Source organism: Actinomyces sp. zg296, from assembly GCF_009829695.1.
GTDB lineage: Bacteria > Actinomycetota > Actinomycetes > Actinomycetales > Actinomycetaceae > Actinomyces > Actinomyces marmotae.
Window position 1 is genome coordinate 145223 of sequence record NZ_VWPG01000004.1, and the last position, 19051, is coordinate 164273.

The 19051-nt window shown below is 72.4% G+C and carries 16 protein-coding genes; 8 read left to right on the forward strand and 8 right to left on the reverse strand.

Annotation, left to right across the window (positions count from 1 at the left end):
• The first annotated feature begins 113 nt into the window (after positions 1-113).
• A complete protein-coding gene (locus GVV76_RS04540; protein WP_159625314.1) occupies positions 114-1742 on the forward strand; it encodes an Hsp70 family protein in 1629 nt (542 codons plus the stop codon).
• Positions 1743-1897: 155 nt separating this feature from the next.
• On the opposite strand, the gene GVV76_RS04545 is transcribed toward GVV76_RS04540, so the two are convergent.
• The 5 genes from GVV76_RS04545 to gndA form a co-directional block, all read right to left on the reverse strand.
• Positions 1898-2413 carry a MerR family transcriptional regulator gene (locus tag GVV76_RS04545; RefSeq protein WP_159523132.1) on the reverse strand — a complete coding sequence of 172 codons (516 nt, stop codon included), beginning with the start codon at positions 2411-2413 and terminating at the stop codon, positions 1898-1900.
• A gap of 358 nt (positions 2414-2771) precedes the next feature.
• Positions 2772-3251: a DUF151 domain-containing protein gene (locus GVV76_RS04550; protein ID WP_159625316.1), complete on the reverse strand. Its 480-nt coding sequence runs from the start codon at positions 3249-3251 to the stop codon at positions 2772-2774.
• 108 nt (positions 3252-3359) lie between these two features.
• Positions 3360-4010 (reverse strand): transcriptional regulator FtsR, encoded by a 651-nt coding sequence (gene ftsR, locus GVV76_RS04555; protein WP_159522940.1) that lies wholly within the window; start codon positions 4008-4010, stop codon positions 3360-3362.
• Between the two features lie 89 nt (positions 4011-4099).
• Positions 4100-4543, reverse strand: a complete 444-nt coding sequence (locus tag GVV76_RS04560; RefSeq protein ID WP_159522942.1) for an FHA domain-containing protein — start codon at positions 4541-4543, stop codon at positions 4100-4102.
• Positions 4544-4726: 183 nt separating this feature from the next.
• Complete coding sequence (gene gndA, locus GVV76_RS04565; protein WP_159625318.1) at positions 4727-6202, reverse strand: NADP-dependent phosphogluconate dehydrogenase; 1476 nt, start codon at positions 6200-6202, stop codon at positions 4727-4729.
• A 240-nt stretch (positions 6203-6442) separates the two neighbouring features.
• Between gndA and zwf the strand changes: the two genes are divergently transcribed.
• The 6 genes from zwf (at position 6443) to GVV76_RS04595 (ending at position 12713) form a co-directional block, all read left to right on the forward strand.
• Positions 6443-8014 carry a glucose-6-phosphate dehydrogenase gene (gene zwf / locus GVV76_RS04570; protein WP_328703560.1) on the forward strand — a complete coding sequence of 524 codons (1572 nt, stop codon included), beginning with the start codon at positions 6443-6445 and terminating at the stop codon, positions 8012-8014.
• Positions 8011-9012 (forward strand): glucose-6-phosphate dehydrogenase assembly protein OpcA, encoded by a 1002-nt coding sequence (locus tag GVV76_RS04575; protein ID WP_159625320.1) that lies wholly within the window; start codon positions 8011-8013, stop codon positions 9010-9012. Before zwf ends, GVV76_RS04575 begins: the two co-directional genes overlap by 4 nt.
• Positions 9009-9806 carry a 6-phosphogluconolactonase gene (gene pgl / locus GVV76_RS04580; RefSeq protein ID WP_159625322.1) on the forward strand — a complete coding sequence of 266 codons (798 nt, stop codon included), beginning with the start codon at positions 9009-9011 and terminating at the stop codon, positions 9804-9806. Before GVV76_RS04575 ends, pgl begins: the two co-directional genes overlap by 4 nt.
• Before the next feature lie 247 nt (positions 9807-10053).
• Positions 10054-11100: an HNH endonuclease family protein gene (locus GVV76_RS04585; protein ID WP_159625325.1), complete on the forward strand. Its 1047-nt coding sequence runs from the start codon at positions 10054-10056 to the stop codon at positions 11098-11100.
• 85 nt (positions 11101-11185) lie between these two features.
• On the forward strand, positions 11186-11653 hold the full coding sequence (locus GVV76_RS04590; protein ID WP_159625560.1) for an RNA-binding S4 domain-containing protein: 468 nt from the start codon (positions 11186-11188) through the stop codon (positions 11651-11653).
• A gap of 1 nt (position 11654) precedes the next feature.
• The gene (locus GVV76_RS04595; RefSeq protein ID WP_235905150.1) at positions 11655-12713 is read left to right on the forward strand and encodes an alpha/beta hydrolase; all 1059 of its coding nucleotides are present in this window, start codon (positions 11655-11657) and stop codon (positions 12711-12713) included.
• 35 nt (positions 12714-12748) lie between these two features.
• On the opposite strand, the gene GVV76_RS04600 is transcribed toward GVV76_RS04595, so the two are convergent.
• The 3 genes from GVV76_RS04600 to GVV76_RS04610 are packed head-to-tail and all read right to left on the reverse strand — an operon-like array spanning position 12749 to position 16085.
• Entirely contained in the window at positions 12749-13621 is an 873-nt protein-coding gene (locus GVV76_RS04600) for an HAD family hydrolase (protein ID WP_159522952.1), read from the reverse strand.
• Between the two features lie 59 nt (positions 13622-13680).
• Positions 13681-15381: an MDR family MFS transporter gene (locus GVV76_RS04605; RefSeq protein WP_159625327.1), complete on the reverse strand. Its 1701-nt coding sequence runs from the start codon at positions 15379-15381 to the stop codon at positions 13681-13683.
• Positions 15378-16085, reverse strand: coding sequence for a TetR family transcriptional regulator (locus tag GVV76_RS04610; protein WP_159522956.1), 708 nt, complete (start codon positions 16083-16085; stop codon positions 15378-15380). Before GVV76_RS04610 ends, GVV76_RS04605 begins: the two co-directional genes overlap by 4 nt.
• A gap of 245 nt (positions 16086-16330) precedes the next feature.
• Between GVV76_RS04610 and GVV76_RS04615 the strand changes: the two genes are divergently transcribed.
• Positions 16331-18799, forward strand: a complete 2469-nt coding sequence (locus GVV76_RS04615; RefSeq protein ID WP_159625329.1) for a TIM-barrel domain-containing protein — start codon at positions 16331-16333, stop codon at positions 18797-18799.
• Positions 18800-19051: the final 252 nt, after the last annotated feature.

Consider the following 19051-nt stretch of genomic DNA (forward strand, 5'->3'; position numbering starts at 1 on the left):
CGCCGTCGGCGCTCTCATGGACCGCCCGCGCCCGCCCACCGGGCCCCGCCCGACGCGCCCACGCCTCGGTGGGGCTCGGCCCTATTCGCCCGGGTCACGCTAGGCTCAGCATCATGACAGCCGAGCGCCCGCGCACCTCAGGGACCCTGCCCGCCTCCTCCTCACGCGGCCGCCGCCAAGCCGGGGCTCCGGCCTCCGGCGCCGGCTGGCCCGGCCCCTCGCTCGGCATCGACTTGGGCACCACGCGCACGGTGGTGGCCCGCGCCGACCGCGGGAACTACCCGGTCGTGCCCTTCACCGATGAGCACGGCGACGCCCAGGAGTACCTTCCCTCGCTCACAGCCCTGACCCCGGACGGCCTGGTCCACGGCTTCGCCGCGCGCGCCGCCGCCCGCGAGGGCGCCCCGCTGCTGCGCAGTCTCAAGCGGCGCCTGGCGAGCCCGCGCATCACCCCGGCCACCGAGGTCGAGCTCGGCGGCCAGCGTTTCACCGTCCTGGAGATCCTCACCGACTACCTGCGCCACCTGCGATCCCAGCTCAAGGCGGCCCCCGGCATGGACGACGCCGACCCCGGCGCGCGAGGATCGAGCGTCTCGGTCGCCGTCGCCGTGCCGGCCCATGCCTTCGGCGCCCAGCGCCTCCTGACCCTCGAGGCCTTCGGCGATGCCGGCTTCAACGTCATCGCCATGCTCAACGAGCCCAGCGCGGCCGGATTCGAGTACACGCACCGCAAGGCCCGCACCGTCTCCTCCAAGCGCACCCGCGTGCTGGTTTACGACCTGGGCGGCGGCACCTTCGACACCTCGCTCGTGGACGTGCGCGGTGTCGCTCACGAGGTGCTGGCCTCGCGCGGCCTGGGGGACCTCGGCGGCGACGACGTCGACCTCCTCCTCGCCCAGCTCGCGCTCGAGCGCGCGGGTGCGCGGGAGGAGGACCTCGATGATCGCGAGGTCTCCGATCTGCTCGACCAGTGCCGCGACGCCAAGGAGGCGCTCTCCCCCCAGACCCGGCGCATCGCGCTGGACGTGCGGGGCAAGGACGTCATCATCCCGACGGCCGAACTCTATGACGCCTGCAAGCCCCTCATGGAGCGCTCGCTGGACGTCATGGAGCCCCTTATCGGCCGCCTCGCCGACGGCGACCCGGATCTCACCGAGGTCGCGGGCGTCCACCTGGTCGGCGGGGGCTCCGCTCTGCCCCTCGTGCCCAGGATGCTGCGCGAGCGCTTCGGCGCGAGGGTCCACCGCTCCCCCTACCCCGGCGCCTCCACCGCGATCGGCCTCGCCATCGCCTCGGACCGCGATTCCGGCTATGACCTCATCGACCGCCTCTCGCGCGGCTTTGGTGTGTTCCGCGAGGCCGATGGCGGCCAGCGCACGACCTTCGACGCCATCCTGGGTGAGGACGCGATCCAGGCCGGCGCCACCCGCGAGGGCACGGTCATCACCCGCCAGTACACGGCCGTCCACAACATCGGTCGTTTCCGGTTCGTCGAGTGCGCGGGCGTGGACGCCGACGGCGAGCCCCGCGGCGAGCTCGCCCCGTACCAGGAGATCATCTTCCCCTTCGACCCCGCCCTGCGCGATGAGGACCTCTCCGGGCGCCCTGTCGAGCGCACGGGCGCGGGGCGCCGCGTTCAGGAGCGCTACGAGATCGACTCCGCGGGCCTCGTCCGGGTGACGATCACCGACCTCGAGGACGGCTTTTCGCGCCACTACGTCCTGGGCCGCCAGACCGCCTGAGGCCCTGGAGGCGCGTCGGCGCCCCGCTGGCCCCTGGAACGGGGCGGCGGGGCGCCTCATTAGGCCGCGATGGGCGGCGCGGAGTGGGGGCCATCCAGTGGGAACCCTCCCCCATCACCCCCAGGGGCTGGAGGCGCGTGATCGCGGGGAGTGGATCAGCCGGCCTGGCGCTTGGCGGCCCGGCGCTTGGCGAGCTCATCCTCGACGACGGGCGCCTCAGCGTGGTCCACCGGGAGTTCGGCGAGCGATCCCTCGATCTCATGCCAGACCCGGCCGACGGCGATCCCGAAGACGCCCTGCCCGCCCTGGACGAGGTCGATGACCTCGTCGGCGGAGGTGCACTCGTAGACGGAGGCGCCATCGCTCATGAGGGTCATGGAGGTAAGGTCCTCGACCCCGCGCTCGTGGAGGGCGTCCACCGCCGTGCGGATCTGCTGGAGGGAGACGCCGGTGTCGAGCAGGCGCTTGACGATCTTGAGCAGGAGGATGTCGCGAAAGGCGTAGAGGCGCTGCGTGCCCGAGCCCTTGGCGCCGCGCACCGTCGGCTCGACCAGCCCGGTGCGGGCCCAGTAGTCGAGCTGGCGGTAGGTGATGCCGGCGGCGCGGCAGGCGACTGGCCCGCGGTACCCCGAGGAGGTGTCGAGGTCCGGAAGGGTGTCACCGAAGAGCATGCCCTGGACGAGCTGCGGTGCGGGTGCGTGGCGACTCGCTTCGTTGGCGCTCACAGGGCTGCTCCTCACGGATCGGTTACTGGCTCTTGGATCGCGACGGGCTGCCGTCAACGACCGCATGCCCCACGATAGAGGGCGATCCGCTCCCACTCAACGAAGGGCGCGCCGGGCGGGGCCTCTCCGTTGGATGTCAATCTCAACCTCAACTCAAGGGACAACGGCAGAAGGCCGGTTTTTCGCTGGTATTCGAGGGCTTCATCGGCACACTAAACAGCGTGGGCGTGACCGACATCACCTCAATATTCACATCTGTCACACGTATCCCGCGTGTCGCGCCGGGTGGCGCCGGATCCCGCCCTCATCTGGTCGGGGGATCCTCCGGGATGGCGGTGGCCAGGCTCCGGCGCCAGCGCGCCATCCGCTCGTGCGTCGTCTGCTCGCCCAGGTCCACCCCGCGCAGCCGCAGCAGCGTCTCGGAGGCGAGGATCGGCCGGTCCAGGGCGCTCGCCAGGACGAGGGCGTCGCCCGGGGCGCAGGGGACCTCCCCCACCTCTCCGCGCTCGTCCCTTCCGGCGATGGCCAGGCCGCAGACGAGGCGGGCATCGGCGTCGACCCCGAGCCGTATCTGGAGCAGGGAGCCGCCCAGCACCTGGACGCTGCGCGCCAGCAGGCTCACCCAGTCGGGTCGCGTGGAGGGAGCCGGCTCGGAGAGCACGAGCCCCTCGCGCGCGGTCACGGGGACGGCGATCATGCCGGGGCCACCGGCCTCGACGAGGATCGCGACGAGGCCGGTGGAGGCTTGGGTGGATCGGATGCCCACGAGATGCATGGGGCGCACACCACAAGGCTACGGGTCAGTCGGGCGCCGCGTCCGGCGAATGGGCGCACCGACTCATCAGCGACTCTGGCCCTCGCCGTTGCCGGGCCCGCCGGGAGGCCTCCCGGCTCAGGACAGGGCGCGCACGGCCAGGTGCAGCAGCTCCCCGTGCAGTTCGCCGATGAGGCCGGCGAGCCGGGTGGCCGAGTCCTCGGCCGCTGTGGCCGAGCGGCGCCGGGCGGGCCGTGTGGCCTGATCGATGGAGTCAGCCGTCCGCTCCGCGCTGGTGCGCACCGACCGCAGGTTGCGCAGGGGCAGCCCCAGGCGCGCGGCCTCCAGGGCCAGGCGCGTGATGCGCAGGGCCTGGGGCGCGAAGCGCCCGCGGGCGTCCGCGGCGATGAGGCCTGCTGAGATGAGTTCGTTGACATCCGCCTCGGAGGCCCCCGTGAGGGCCCTGAGGTCCTCCAGGCTCATGTCGGCTCCCTCGACGGCGCGCCCCCGCGAGGCCACCACCCGGGCGACGGGGGCCGGATCCGGCGCCGAGGCGGAGGCGTCCATGTCCTCCAGCCTCTCGCGGATGACGCCCAGCGGCAGGTACTCATCGCGCTGGGCCGTCAGGGCGAAGCGCAGCCTGGCGACGTCGGCCTGCGAGTAGCGCCGGTAGCCGTTGCCGATCCGGTGCGGCGAGATGAGCCCCTCAGTCTCCAAGTAGCGCAGCTTGGACACCGACAGCGCGGGGAACTCGGCCCTCAGCGCCTCGACGACCTCGCTGATCTTCATCGTGGCCTCGCGGGAGGCGCCGCGCGGCCACGGCCCCGGAGCCCCCTGCCTGGCGGCGGGGCCCTGCTCGCGGGATCGACTGGGCTGGCTCACTGGGCGGCCGCGGCGGGGCCGGGGTGGTAGGTCATCCGGAACTTGCCGATCTGGACCTCGTCGCCGGCTCGCAGTGCCGCCTGCTCCACGCGCTCCCTATTGACGTAAGTGCCGTTGAGCGACCCCGAGTCGCGCACGGCGTACCCGCCGTCGACGGCGGAGAAGATCGCGTGCTTGCGGGAAACCGTCACGTCATCGAGGAAGATGTCCGCGCGGGGATGGCGGCCCACTGTCGTCTGCTGGGCGTCCAGGAGGAATCGCGCCCCGGTCACCGGGCCGTGCTGGACGATGAGAAGCGCCGTGCCCGCAGGCAGGGCGGCGATCGCAGCCCGGTCCTGAGCCGAGAGGCCGGTGACCTGGACGTCGATATCGGCGGAGAAGTCGATCGCGCCGAGGGTCTGGGTCGACGTGGTGTCCGAATCCGATGGAATGCTCGTCATCGTGGCCCCCTCTGGTAGGGCGGCGCTCGTCGCGCCGCGATGGGCCCACAATACCGGTCACCGCGCGCCGTCGTCGCGCCGTTGTGGCTCTCACTCCCTCATCGAACGCGGGAATAAGGCGCCGGCGCGGGGAACGGGCGCGGGCGCCGCGAGCCCCCGCGGCGCCCGCGCCCCGCTCGGGCCTCAGGCCCACTTCTCCTCGACGCGCTCTGGCGCGGACCAGGTGACGTGGTAGGTGCCCTCCGGGTCGTCCACGCGGTGGTAGGTGTGCGAGCCGAAGAAGTCCCGCTGGCCCTGGATGAGGGCCGCGGGCAGGCGCTCTGCCCTCAGCTGGTCCACGTAGGCCAGCGAGGAGGCGAAGGCGGGCGCTGGGACGCCGGCCAGGGCCGCCGTGGCGACGATGTGGCGCCAGGCGGGCAGGACCGCCTCCAGTGCTGAGGCGAAGACCGGAGCGGTCAGGAGGCTGCCGAGCGCCGGCTCCTCGTCGTAGGCGCGGGTGATGTCATCCAGGAAGCGGGCGCGGATGATGCAGCCGCCGCGCCAGATGCGGGCCATGGCGCCCAGGTCGACTTGCCAGCCGTAGAGCTGAGAGGCCGTGGCGATCTCGTCAAAGCCCTGCGCGTAGGCGGCGATCTTCGAGCCGTAGAGCGCGTCCTTGACCGCCGCCACGAACTCCTCGCGCGCCTTAGGCTCGTCCAGCGCCGGGGGCTGGGCGCCCGCGTCGAGAGCGGCGTTGCGCACGGCCAGGCGCGCGCCGGCCGAGGAGGAGGCGGCGCGCGCGAAGGTCGCCTCGGCGATGGCGGGCACGGCCACGCCGAGCTCCAGGGCCGTCTGAGTGGTCCACACGCCGGTGCCCTTCTGGCCCGCGGCGTCGACGACGGCGTCGACGAAGGGCCCGCCCGTGGCGGGGTCCGTGCGGGACAGGACCTCGGTGGTGACGTCGATGAGGTAGGAGTCGAGCTCGGAGTCCTTCCAGGTGCGGAAGACCTCGGCGATCTCGGCGACGCTCATGCCCGCCACGCCGCGCAGGAGGTCGTAGGCCTCGGCGATGAGCTGCATGTCGGCGTACTCGATGCCGTTGTGGACCATCTTGACGAAGTGGCCCGCGCCATCGGGGCCCACATGGGTGCAGCAGGGGGCGCTGTCGACCTGGGCGGAAATGGACTCGAGCATGGGGCCGAGGCGGTTGTAGGACTCCGCCGTCCCACCGGGCATGATGGAGGGGCCCAGCAGCGCGCCCTCCTCCCCGCCGGAGACGCCCATGCCCACGAAGTGCAGCCCGCGATCGCGCAGTGCCTCCTCGCGGCGGCGGGTATCGGTGTAGAGGGTGTTGCCGGCGTCAACGATGATGTCGCCGGGCTCCATGAGATCGGCGAGCGCGTCGATGACCGCCTCGGTGGCGGGCCCCGCCTGCACCATGATGATGGCCACGCGGGGGCGGCGCAGGGAGGCGACGAAGTCCGCGAGTTCGGCGGCGGGCACGAAGGTCCCCTCGTCCGCGTAGCGGTCCATGAGCCTCTCGGTGCGGGCCAGGGTCCGGTTGAAGACGGCCACCTCGTGGCCGTGGCGGGCCAGGTTTCGGGCGAGGTTGGCCCCCATCACCCCCAGGCCGACGACGCCGAGGTCTGCGGTTGAGCGGGCAGGGGTGAAGCTGGTCATCGCGTTGCCTTTCGGTGGATCACGGCCCGGGCAGCCGATGCGGCTGGCGCCTTCAGCCCCGCTGCGCGCGGGGATACTCGCGTGGGCCGCTGCCAACAGTAGCCCCCGCGGGGGCCCGTGGCCCCACCGGCCCACGCCCCTTACTCTCGACGTGAAACGCGTCAGGGCCCAGCGCGCCGGGCGCCTAGAGTGAGGCCGGCCGCGGAGCCCCGCGGCCAACGCCACCCCAGGAAGGCACCCGTGCCAGCATCCACAGCACCGGCCCACTCCCGTCCCCCCTCGGCGACGGCGCTGCTCGACAGCCGTGACCTGCGACTCCCAAGGATCGCCGACCCCTGCGTCCTGGTGATGTTCGGCATCACCGGCGATCTGGCGCGCAACAAACTGCTGCCGGCCATCTACGACTTGGCCAACCGCGGCCTGCTCTCCCCCAGCTTCTCCCTGGTGGGCGTGGGGAGGCGCGAATGGGACGATGGCGCTATGCGCGACTACGTCGAGAAGTGGGCGCGCGCGGGCGCCCGCACCCCGTGGCGCGACACCACCTGGGAGCAGTTGGCGGCCGGGATGCGCTTCGTCACCTTTTCCTCCTTCGAGGACGATGACGCCTACCAGCGCCTGACCGGCGTGGTCGAGGACCTTGACGCCTCGCGCGGCACGGCCGGCAACCGGGCCTTTTACCTGTCGATCCCCCCGGGCTGGTTCCCCGCCGTCACCGAGCGCATCGCCCGTTCCGGCCTGGTGGAGCGCGATGAGCGGGCCTGGAGGCGCGTCGTCGTCGAGAAGCCCTTCGGTCACGACCGCGCCTCCGCGCGCGAGCTCGACGAGCTCATCGGCCGCATCGTGCGGCCCGATGACGTCTTCAGGGTCGATCACTACCTGGGCAAGGAGACGGTCCAGAGCATCCTGGCGCTGCGCTTCGCCAACACGATGTTCGAGCCCCTGTGGAACCAGCGCTACGTGGACCACGTGCAGATCACCATGGCCGAGGACATCGGCATCGGTACGCGGGCCGGCTACTACGACACCATCGGCTCGGCGCGCGACGTCATCCAGAACCACCTCCTCCAGCTCCTGGCCCTGGTGGCCATGGAGGAGCCGACCTCGATGGACGCCGCGGCCGTGCGGGCCGAGAAGGAGAAGGTCCTGGCCTCGGTGCGCCTGGAGCGCGACGGCGTCCTCGACCTGGACGCCACGACCTCTCGGGGCCGCTACGCCCCCGGCTACCAGGGCGGCATTGCGGTCAAGGGCTACCTGGAGGAGGACGGCGTGGCGCCGGACTCGCGCACGGAGACCTTCGCGGCGCTTCGCCTGGAGATCGCCAACCGCCGCTGGGCGGGCGTGCCCTTCTACCTGCGCGCGGGCAAGCGCCTGGCCCGCAGGGTCACCGAGGTCGCCATCGTCTTCCGCCAGCCGCCCTTCCTGCCCTTCGACGACGCCGCGACCGCCGGTATCGGCGCCAACACCATCGTGCTGCGCATCCAGCCCGACGAGGGCGTGACCCTGCGAGTGGCCTCCAAGGTGCCCGGCACGCAGATGGAGTTGCGCGACGTGACGATGGACTTCGGCTACGGCGCCACCTTCAATGAGGAGTCCCCCGAGGCCTACGAGCGCCTCATCCTCGACGCGCTCCTCGGGGACGCCCCGCTGTTCCCCCACCAGCGGGAGGTGGACCTGTCTTGGAGGATCCTCGACCCGGTCATCGAGCACTGGGCGGCCTCCGGGTCGCCCGAGGACTACCGCCCCGGGTCCTGGGGGCCCGGGGATGCACACGATCTGCTCGCCCGCGAGGGCCGTGCCTGGAGGCGCTCATGATCACCACGCTCACCGCCACCACCACCGCCAGGATCACCTCGGCGATCCTGGCCGACGAGGGCGCCCATGGGCGCTCCCACGTCCTGACCCTGCTCATCGCCTGCGACGCCGAGCGCCTTGAGGCCTCTCTTGAGGCCGCTCACGGCGCCAGCCGGGACCACCCCAGCCGCATCATCGCGGTGGTCCCCGAGCGCGAGGAGGCCCAGGAGCCCTCGGGGCCCCGCAGCCGCGACGGCCACGTCGCCTCCGGCATCGGGGGGCACCTCGACGCCGAGATCCGCACCGGCCATGACGCCGGGGCGGGCGAGACGATCGTCCTGCGCCCCTGGGGCGAGGCCGCCGACCACATCGACACGCTCGTCGTCCCCTTCCTTCTGCCCGACACGCCCGTGGTCGTGTGGTGGCCCCATGAGTGCCCGCCCGTGCCCGCCGACGATCCCCTGGGGCGCCTCGCCACGGCGAGGATCACCAACACCCCGGCCCTCGAGCGGCCCGAGACCGCCCTGCGCGGCCTGGCGCCGTGCTCGCGGCGCGGGGACATCGACCTGGCGTGGACGCGCATCACCCTGTGGCGCGCCATGGTGGCCTCCGCCCTGGCCCCCGCCCTGCGCGGCGCGGGCGTGACCTCGATGGTCATCGAGGGAGAGCACTGCAACGCCTCCGTGGCGCTTATGACCTCCTGGCTGAGGCTCCGCCTAGGCGTGCCCGTGGAGCGCCGCGATGTCGAGGGGTTCAAGGGCATCGCCTCCGTGCAGGCCCGCACCCCGGACGGCGAGATCACGATCACCCGCGTCGACACAGACCGCGTGCGCGTCTGCCGCCCCGACGGGCGTGAGCCGCAGATCGCCACCATGACCCGCCGAAGCGACGTGATGACTCTCGACGAGGAACTGCGCCGGCTGTCCCCCGACCCGCTCTACGGGGAGGTCCTCGCAGCCTTCCTCGCCGAGGGCCCCCGGACCCAGGGGCCACGTCCCTCACAGGAGGCCACGCGATGACCGAGCCCACCTCCGCGCGCCCCGGCGCGCGCCACGACATCGAGTCCCGGGCAGCGGGCCTGCCCGCCCCGGTGGTCGATATCGCGCCCACCCGCGAGGCGGCCGCCGGGCGCGCCAGCACCGCGATCGCCGCGGCCATCGCCGAGGGCCTGTCCGCCAGGGGCGCCGCTCATCTCGCGCTGACCGGGGGCTCCGGTGGCAAGGCCATCGCCCACGCACTGCCGACCGCTCTCGCCGAAGCCGGGATCTCGCCCCAGGACCTGCGGGGGCTGCACATCTGGTTCGGCGATGAGCGCTTCGTGCCCGCGGGCGACGCCGAGCGCAACGACCTGTTCGCCGCCCCCCTGGCGGAGGCCGGCGTGCCCGGGGAGAACATCCACCGCCTGGCCGGGCCGGAGGCCGCCGCCAATGTCCGCCTCGCCACGGAGGCGCTTGAGCGCGACCTGGCCATCGCGGGTCCCGCCGGTGGGCGCTTCGATGCGATCCACCTGGGCATGGGCCCCGACGGGCACGTCTGCTCCCTCTTCCCCGGCCACCCCGTGGCGCTGACCACGGGACGGGACATGGCCGCCGTCGAGGACTCCCCCAAGCCCCCGCCTCAGCGCGCCACCCTCACCTTCCCCGCGCTCCACCGCTCCCGGCTCGTGGTGCTCCTGGCCTTCGGGCAGGACAAGCGCGACGCCGCCCGCGCCGGCCTGGGCTCCCCCGACGCCGCGCTCGCCCCGATCTCCTGCGCCCGGGGCGGGCGGACCCTGTGGTTCCTCGACGACGCGGCCGATCCCCGAGACCGGTAGTCCTCCCTGTGGCGCGGGTCTTCTCGCGCTCGTGGGCCCGGGGCATGAGCGCCGTCGGCCCGAGCGGCGCCCGGCCCGGATCCAGGTGGCGCTGGGCACGGCCAGCCCGGCTGGGAAGGGTCCTTCCTCGGTGACCTGTTCCGACCCTCCGGGCGCATCGCGCCCCGGGCCTGTGGATCCAGGCCGGTAAGGCGCGCTGTCCACAGGCCTGCACTCACGGGTCGGCGCGGCAACGTACGGTCGGTCCATGCGCCGTCCCATCCACGCCCTACCCCTCGGCATGGCGGCGTGCGCCCTCGCCCTGGCGACCGCCCCGATCGCCGCGCCCGCCGAGTCAGAGCCGTCGCCTCCCGCCATGCCCGTCGGTGCCCCCGCCACCCAGGCATGGCTCGACGGTGTGGCCTGGGACGATCGGGCCAGCGCCGTCCTCGATCCGGCCGCCGCGATCGCGGCGCTCGACGCGCTCCCCGCCGATCAGCCCGCCGCCGAGTCCTGGAGCGCCGGCGGCAGCCGCACCGGCTGGTTCGGCAAGGCCTGGGAAGACGTCGACGGCGATGGCTGCGACACGCGCAACGAGATCCTGGCCCGGGACCTGTCCCACGCGGACTTCTCCCGCGCCGACGGGCAGCAGGGCCGTGAGGACGGCAGGGGCCAGGGCGCGGCGGTCTGCCCCGACGCCACGGTGTGGAGCGGGGTCCTCCACGACCCGTACACCGGCGCCTCGGTGAGCTTCCAGCGCGGGCGCTCAACGTCCGACGCCGTCCAGATCGACCACGTCATCCCGCTCAACTACCTCTACGCCCATGGAGCCTGGGCGTGGGACGCCCGCACCCGCCTGCTGGTGGCCAACGACCCGCTTAACCTCGTGGCCGTCGAGGGCCAGGCCAACCAGTCCAAGGGGGCCTGCGGCCCGGCCACCTGCCCTATCGGCTCCACGGAGACCGGCACGTGGTCCACGGCTGCCTCCCCCGGCTGGTGGCCCCCCAATGACTCGTTCCGGTGCGGGTACGCGCAGCGCTTCGTGAGCGTGGCCGCCGCTTACCGGCTCGGCCTTCCGGACGCGGATCGCCAGGCCCTGCGGTCCACGCTCGCCGACTGCGCGGCCGGCGGGGATGGCGCCCCCAGCATTATCGGGACCACGAGGGACGCCGTCGCCCGCCTGCCCGGGGCACTCCTGGGCGATGGCCGCCACCGGGCGCTCCTCACCGCGGGGATGCTCTTGCTGGGCGCCGGGATCGTGGCGCGGGCGCGCCGTTGCCTCCGGCGGGTGCCAGGCCGTCGGCGTCGAGGCTGAGCCCCTCCAAGGCTAGGATGCCCCTGTGAGAACCGACGACGGCTCCGGGAGGCGGGAGTCCCTCGATCAGGCGCGCCGACGCGCGATCGAGGACGCCGCGGGAGCGGGCGGGCCCACCAGCGCGCGCGTGGATGTGTGGCTGTGGAGCACGCGCCAGATCAAGTCCCGGTCGGCGGCCACCGCCGCCTGCAAGGCCGGGCACGTGCGCGTCAACGGGGAGGCGGCGAAGCCCGCCCAGCAGGTCAAGGTCGGTGACGAGATCCGCTACCGGGTGGATGGCTTCGACCGCCTGCTGCTGGTCACGCGCATCCTCGTCAAGCGGGTCGGCGCCCCTATCGCCCGCGCCGCCTACAAGGACTTCTCCGCGCCCAGGCCCTCCCCCCTGGACTCCCCGGCGGCAATCATCCGGGACCGTGGGGCGGGCCGCCCCACGAAACGGGAGCGCCGCCGGCTCGACGCGCTTATGGGAGGCGCTGCGGCGGATCACGGCGAGCGGGTGATCGTCGATGAACTGGACGCCAAGCTCGCCAGGGCGTTTGATGAGGAGGATTGAGATGCCGGGATTCGGAGGGCGCCCGTCCATGGGCGCCGCGGCATTGGCCGGCCTCGCCGCGCTCGGCGTCACGGCGAGGGCGGTGGGCACCCGGCGCCGCGACCTGGGCCCGGCGTTCCACGACGTCGCCCCTGAGTTGCGCGCTCCCCTCCTGGTCCACGGCCACGGGCCCACGGGGGAGCCCCAGCCGATCACCCCCGAGACTTTCCGCGGAATGCCGCGGCTGGCCACCCAGGGAAGGATCTTCCCCCGCCGACTGGGCCGCGAGCAGGTCATCGACTCGGGCGGGCGGAGCCTGCGCCTGTGGCTCTACGAGACGGCCGCCCGGCGCGAGGGCGGGCCGAGCGGCGCTCTGATCTGGATCCACGGCGGCGGCCTCATCGCCGGCAGCCCCGCCCAGGATCACGCCTTGTGCTCGCGCATCGCCCGCGAGCTCGGCATCCTCGTGGTCTCGGTGGACTACCGCCTCGCCCCCGAGCACCCCTACCCCGCGGCGATCGACGACGCGCGGAGCGCGCTGCGGTGGCTGCGTATGAGCGCCCCGGCCCTGGATGTGGACACCTCGCGCGTGGCGGTGGGAGGGGCGAGCGCCGGCGGGGGCCTGGCGGCGGCGCTGGCCCAGCGCTGCCGCGATGAGGGGGTCGGCCTGGTCTTCCAGATGCTCATCTACCCCATGCTCGATGACCGCACCGGCGTCGGCGGAGTCGGCATCCCGGGCCGGGGCGACTTCGTATGGACGGCCCGGCAGAACGCGGAGTGCTGGCAGGCCTATCTCTCGCATCCCCCGGGGGAGCCCGAGGACCGCCCCTGGGCGGTCGCGGCCCGTTGTGAGGACCTGACCGGCCTCGCCCCGGCGTGGATCGGGGTGGGAGACCTCGACCTGTTCGTCGACGAGTGCGTCGACTACGCGGGCCGGCTGGGGGCCAGTGGCGTGCCCGCGCGGCTGCGCGTGGAGCCTGGCATGTACCACGGGGCGGATATCTGCCAGTGGGCCCGCTCGATGCGGGACTTCCGGGCAGAGTCCATCGACGCGCTCGGGCGGGCGCTGCGCCGCGCCTGAGGGGCTCGGCCCCGGCCCCGATGACGGGCGGGACCTCAGCCGCGGTCGGCCGGCAGCCGCTCCATGAGGGCGGCCACGGCGCGCAGCACTCCGTCCTCGGTGTTGGCCGGAGCCATGTGGTTGGCGGCCGCCAGGATGCTGGGATGGGCGTTGGCCATCGCGAAGGAGAGCTCGGAGTAGTCGTAGAGGCTGAGGTCGTTGAGGTAGTCGCCGAAGACGGCGGTCTGGGCGGGGGTGATGCCCAGGCGCTCCTGGATGGCGCCGACGGCGCGCCCCTTGTCTGCGCCGGGGGACATGAGGTCCACCCAGTGCTTGCCCGAGACGACGGCCTGGACGGTGGGAACGGCCGCGCGCATCGCCTCAGCGGTGCCGTCCTCGACGTTGTCGAAGTCGAACACGGCGACCTTGATGACGGTGTCCAGCGGGAGGGCCAGGAGGTCCTCGACGTGGCGGTGGGCGGTGTAGTAGGTGCTGATCCGAGCGGCGAAGGGGGCGTCGTCCCTCTCGGTGTAGGCGCGCTCCTTGCAGGCCACGACCGCTCCCAGATCGCGCCCCTCGGAGGCGAGGCGGTGAACGGCGGTGATGGCGGCGCGGGCCTCATCGGGGCTGATGGTCACGGAGTGGATCTCCGCGCCGTCATGCACGACGAGGGCCCCGTTCTCCGCGATGAGGGGGGAGTCCTCCACGGCCCCGCCCAGCACGTGGCGGAGGTTGGCCATCTGCCGCCCCGAGGCCGGGGCGAAGAGGACGCCGCGCTCGCGCATCTCGGCGACGGCGGCCTCGAGCCCCTCAGGGAGGCGCTCCTCGCCGTCGACGAGCGTGCCGTCCATGTCGGTGACCACCAGTCTCAGGTCGACGGTCTCGGGCAGGGAGGCGGACAGGCGGGCGTCGAGCGGTTCACGTTTCACGGCGCTCATCATGTCAGAGCCTCCTCACCATAAGAGGAACAGGGCCCCGTGGTTCGGCCTCATCGGTCGAGCCCCGCCTTGGGCGTGGGATCAGCATCGCCGGGCTCGCCGTCGTTGTCAGCGTTGCGGGCACTGACGCCTTCGGCCTGCGCGACCTGCTTAAGAGCGGACTGGCGAGACAGCGGGACGTCCTTGTAGAGGAACCCGATGAGCGTGGCCAGGCCGAAGACGGGCACCATGAGCAGGAAGATCGGGGTGAGCGCGTCGGCGTAGGCGTTGGTGATCGCCGTGTGGAGGGCGTCCGGGAGCTGGTTGACGAGGGCCGGCGTGAGCGAGGAGCCGGCCTCGGCGCCGTGGAAGCCCCGCAGCGCCTCCTGGATCCGCGGGTCCTCGCTCATGGCCAGGGCCATGAGTTTGGAGCCGAGTTGGTCGGTCAGGTTGTTGGAGAAGGCCACGCCGATGAGGGAGGCGCCCAGGGAGACGGCGACCTCGCGGAAGAAGTTGTTGCCGCTGGTGGCCGTGCCGAGGTGGCGCGGCTCGACGTCGTTCTGCACGACCGTGATCAGCAGTTGGAAGAACAGCCCGATCCCCGCGCCGAGGACGAAGACGGCGGTGGAGATGATCCCTACGGGGGTGGAGGCGCTGAACGTGCTCATCCACAGCAGTGCCGCGCCGGCGATGACCGGCCCGATGATGAGGTACACCCGGTAGCGCCCGGTGCGGGTGACGAGGATGCCCGAGCCGATCCCGGCGACCAGCATCCCCACTGTCATGGGGACCAGGAGGATGCCGGAGGCGGTCGCGGAGTAGCCGTAGCTCATCTGGAGGAAGGTCGGCAGGTAGAGGCTGGCGCCGATCATGCCGCCCATGGCCAGCATCCCCTGGACGGTGGAGAGGACGAAGGTGCGGTTCATCAGGACCGTCATGGGCAGGATCGGCTCAGCCGCGCGATTCTCGACCAGGGGCAGGAGGAGCCAGGCCAGCGCGCCGACGACGGCCAGGGCGATAAGCGCGGGGCTGGTCCAGTCGAGCTGGTTGCCGCCGAACGTGGCCACGAGGACGATGAGCACGGCCCCGAGGTTCATCAGGCCCAGCCCGGCCCAGTCGATCCTGGCCTGGAGCCTGTGGGCCGGAAGCTTGAGGACCGCCCACACGGCGATCCAGGCGATGATGCCCAGCGGCAGGTTCACCCAGAAGACCCAGTGCCAGGAGACGGAGTCGGTCAGCCAGCCGCCGATGATGGGGCCGAGGACGGAGGCGATGCCGAACATGGCGCCCATGGGGGCCATGTAGGTGCCGCGCACGCGCGGCGGGATGAGGTCACCGGTGATCGCCTGGGAGGAGATCATGAGGCCGCCGCCGCCCAATCCCTGGAGGGCCCGCCAGGCGATGAGCGCCGTCATGGAGTCGGCGGTGCCGCACAGCGCGGACCCGACCAGGAAGAGGGCGATGGCGATCAGGAAGAGGGTCTTGCGGCCCACGAGGTCGCCGAGCTTGCCGTAGACGGGCATGGCCACGGTGATGGCGAGGGTGTAGGCGGTGATGATCCACGCCATGTGGCTGGCGCCGCCGAGGTCGCCGACGATGGTGGGCAGCGCGGTGCCGACGATCATCTGGTCGAGGGCGGACAGGAACATGACGACGAGCAGGGAGGCGTAAACGGCCCAGAAGCGGCGGTCGGGCTTGAACACATCCGCCGCCGTGACGGTGCCTGACGCCCCGACGCGCGCGGTGGGTGAGTCGGTGTCGCGCTTGGTCACGCGTGGTCCTTTCTCGTGGCGGCGGGCGCCGTGGGGTTGTCGAGGATGTCGTGGAGGCTGGCGGTGACGAGGTCGAGCGCCTCCGCGAGGGTTTCGGGCGCGGCCGATGCGCGGGAGGACGGGGCCGCCCCGTCGCAGGGCGCATCGGCACCGGGATCACCGCCGTCGCCGGCCCAGAGCTCGAAGGCCGCCCTGTGCAACGTGGTGGCCAGCGCGGCGGCCGTGATGACCCGCGGGGAGTCGAGGTCCGCCCCCAAGCGCCGGGCGAGGGCGGCGCGGATGACTGATTGGACAAGGCGCACGCGCGACTGGAGCTCGGGGAAGATGCCCGGGGCGTCGCGTAGGACGCGGCGCAGCCGCTGGAAGTCCTCGGCATCGCTGGCCATGGGGGCGACGGCGTGAGTGATCAGCCCGAGGAGATCGGGCAGGAGCTCGCCGTCGGAGGCGACGAAGGCCTCGACCTCGGCCTGGGTGGGCACCTGGGGGGCGCGGAGGATGAGATCGGCCTTAGTCGGGAAGTAGTTGAAGACCGTGCGGCGGGACACTCCCGCGTCAGCGGCGACGTCCTCGACGGTGGTGGCCTCGTAGCCGCGCTCGGCGGCCAGGCGCAAGGCGCTGGCCTGGATGGCCTCGCGGGTGCGGCGCGCGTTGGTGGCGCGCAGGCCCGCCTGGGGAGCGGCGCCGTTCGCGGGTGGGTGAGTCATGGCATGAGCGTTGCACTCGGTGCAGCCTTGCACCAAGTGCAAAACGTGTGCTTATGGGCACACGGCGTCAGAACGATCGGTGGATGGCGCCGCCGCGCTGCTCCCCCTCCCGGGCTGGCCCGGGAGGGCTACCCCAGGTGGCGCCCCGTGATGGATGATGGGGTCAGGCCAGTGCTCCTCATCCGCCCCGTCGTCCATGAGCGCCCCCTGGCGGGCGCCGCCACCGCCGTAGCCGAAGACCGATCATGCCCTCTCCCCTGTCCTCCGCCTCCAGCCAGCCCCGGATGGCCCCCGCCCGCCCCGACGCCGTCGTGATGGCGGGATCGGCCCGCTTCACCGTGCTCACCGATCGGCTCATCCGTATGGAGCACTCCCCTGACGGGGTCTTCACCGACGCCGCCACCCAGCTCGTCCTGTCCCGGGACCTGGGCCCCACGCCGGCCTTCAAGGTGGTGCGGGGCGATGACCGCCTGGAGATACTCACCGAGCACCTCCACCTGGCCTACCAGCCTTCGCGGGGATTCTCCCGGTCCGGACTGAGCGTCAGCCTGCGCACCGCGGTCCTCAACCTCCACGGGGGCACTTGGCACCACGGCGATGCGTGGGACCCCCATGAGAACTACCCGACGAACCTCGGCGGCACCCGCCGTACCCTGGACGAGGCCGACGGCCGGGTGGACCTGGGGCCGGGGCTGCTGTCCACGGACGGCATTGCCGTCGTCGACGACTCCGGATCCCTGCTGCTCCAGGAGGACCAGTGGGTGCGGCCGCGCCCGGGAGCCGGCCCGGTGGACGGAGCCCCGGGCGGGGAAGACCTCTACCTCTTCGGCTACGGCCAGGACTACCGCGGCGCCCTGCGCGCCTTCTTCGCCTTGACGGGCCCGACGCCGCTGGTGCCCCGGGCGCTCCTGGGCAACTGGTGGAGCCGCTACCACCCGTACTCTGAGGAGGAGTACCTCGCGCTCATGGACCGCTTCGCCGCGGAGGGCCTGCCCTTCTCCGTGGCGGTGCTCGACATGGACTGGCATTGGGTGGACATCGACCCGGCCATCGGCAACGGCTGGACCGGATACTCCTGGAACACCGAGCTCTTCCCCTGCCCCTCGCGTTTCCTCGCCGCGCTTCATGAGCGGGGCATGATGGTGACCCTCAACCTGCATCCGGCGGCCGGTATCCGGCGCCACGAGGACGCCTATGCCCCGATGATGCGGGATCTGGGCCGTGATCCCGACTCCGGCGAGGAGATCCCCTTCAACATCACGGACAAGGCCTTCGTGGCCGCCTACCTGGAGCGCGCCCACCACGTGCTGGAGGAGGACGGCGTCGATTTCTGGTGGCTCGACTGGCAGCAGGGAGGCGTCACCGATATCCCGGGCCTCGACCCCCTGTGGATGCTCAACCACATCCACTACTTGGATTCCGGTAGGGAGCGCCCGGGTGGACGGCGCCGTCCCATCACTTTCTCCCGCTTCGCGGACGCTTCCAGCCACCGCACGCCCATCGGCTTCTCCGGTGACACGGTCACCAGCTGGGAGTCCTTGGCTTTCCAGCCGGAGTTCACGGCGAGGGCCGCGAATATCGGGTACTTCTGGTGGTCGAATGACATCGGCGGTCACATGCTCGGCGTCAAGGACTCCGAGATGATGGCGCGCTGGGCGCAGTTGGGCTGCTTCTCCCCCATCAATCGCCTCCATTCCACGGCGTCGGTATTCAACTCCAAGGAGCCGTGGCGCTTCTCCCGTGATGCCCGCGCCACGATGAGCGCCTACCTGCGCCTGCGCCACCGGCTGGTTCCGAGCCTGTACACGTGGGCCCGGCGCGCCGCGGCCGACGGCCTCGCCCCGATCCGCCCGCTCTACCACGACCACCCGTGGCGTGCGGGGGCTTACTCCCACCACGCGGAATTCCTGTTCGGCGACCTCCTGGTGGTGCCCATGGTTCACCGCTCCGATGCCGCCACCGGGCTCGCCCAGGAGAGCGCCTGGCTCCCCGAGGGGACCTGGTTCGACCTGCCGACCGGCCGTCGCTACACAGCCGGTGTCGAGGGTGGCGCCGAGCTCGTGCTCTCGCGGCGCCTGGAGCAGGTGCCAGTGCTGGCGCGCGCGGGCAGCCTCCTCGTGCTCGCAGGCGACCTGGCCGAGGCCGCGGGCGCCAATCCCCGGCGCCTCGACGTCGTGGTGGTGCCGGGGGCCGACGGCGTGTTCGTCCTGGAGGAGGACGATGGCTCTCCCGAGCCCGGCCCGGATGCCGTGGTGCGCACGCGCTTGACCCTGACCTGGGATGAGAATGCCGGGCGCGCGCGCTTGGAGATCGGCCAGGAGGGCCCGCGGGGCGTGGTGCCCGAGGCGCGGGAGATCACCATGCGCCTCCTGTCGGCCGGTGGCGATGTGCGGGCGTCCTTGGATGGGCGGGCGCTGGAGGTGCGTGGCCGGTTGGCCGATGGTTTCACGCTGGGCGCGGGGCTCGATATCGCGCTGGGAGAGGTTCGCCCGGCCGACGGCGTGGTGGTGGAGTTGGAGGGGCTGCGGGCGGCGCCGCCGGCTCTGGCCGATGAGGTGTTCTCGATCCTTGAGCCGGTGGAGATCGACTACGTGGTGAAGGATCGCGCCTGGGACGTCGTCCGGTCGGGGGCGACCGGCGGGGCGCTGCTCGGCGGCCTGCGCGCCGTGGGAGTCCCCGACGCCGTGCTGGCCGCGATCGCCGAGGTCGCCTGAGGCCCGCTGAGCGTGGCGGTGGGCGGCGCCTCCCGCCGTGGCGGTATGTCATGGCGGTGGCGGGTCGTGCGAATCAGGGGCATGCGGAGACTGGTAAAGGAGCCGGTTCGGGGTAGGAGTCCGTGAGCGCTGAAGCAGCAGCCCAGCAAGAGGTGACAAGTGCGAGGCGTCTGTTGGTGCCAGAGCTCTGGTAAAGTCGCAGGAGGCTGGGGCGGAGACGGATGCGATGAGCCGTGACGGACCGCGCTTGTC

Bases quoted from the DNA above. Each gene is read 5' to 3' on its own strand.
- GVV76_RS04540 (WP_159625314.1), top strand. From the start codon at position 114: ATGACAGCCGAGCGCCCGCGCACCTCAGGGACCCTGCCCGCCTCCTCC.
- GVV76_RS04545 (WP_159523132.1), bottom strand. From the start codon at position 2,413: ATGCTCTTCGGTGACACCCTTCCGGACCTCGACACCTCCTCGGGGTAC.
- ftsR (WP_159522940.1), bottom strand. From the start codon at position 4,010: ATGAAGATCAGCGAGGTCGTCGAGGCGCTGAGGGCCGAGTTCCCCGCG.
- GVV76_RS04560 (WP_159522942.1), bottom strand. From the start codon at position 4,543: ATGACGAGCATTCCATCGGATTCGGACACCACGTCGACCCAGACCCTC.
- gndA (WP_159625318.1), bottom strand. From the start codon at position 6,202: ATGACCAGCTTCACCCCTGCCCGCTCAACCGCAGACCTCGGCGTCGTC.
- GVV76_RS04575 (WP_159625320.1), top strand. From the start codon at position 8,011: ATGATCACCACGCTCACCGCCACCACCACCGCCAGGATCACCTCGGCG.
- pgl (WP_159625322.1), top strand. From the start codon at position 9,009: ATGACCGAGCCCACCTCCGCGCGCCCCGGCGCGCGCCACGACATCGAG.
- GVV76_RS04585 (WP_159625325.1), top strand. From the start codon at position 10,054: ATGCGCCGTCCCATCCACGCCCTACCCCTCGGCATGGCGGCGTGCGCC.
- GVV76_RS04595 (WP_235905150.1), top strand. From the start codon at position 11,655: ATGCCGGGATTCGGAGGGCGCCCGTCCATGGGCGCCGCGGCATTGGCC.
- GVV76_RS04610 (WP_159522956.1), bottom strand. From the start codon at position 16,085: ATGACTCACCCACCCGCGAACGGCGCCGCTCCCCAGGCGGGCCTGCGC.
- GVV76_RS04615 (WP_159625329.1), top strand. From the start codon at position 16,331: ATGCCCTCTCCCCTGTCCTCCGCCTCCAGCCAGCCCCGGATGGCCCCC.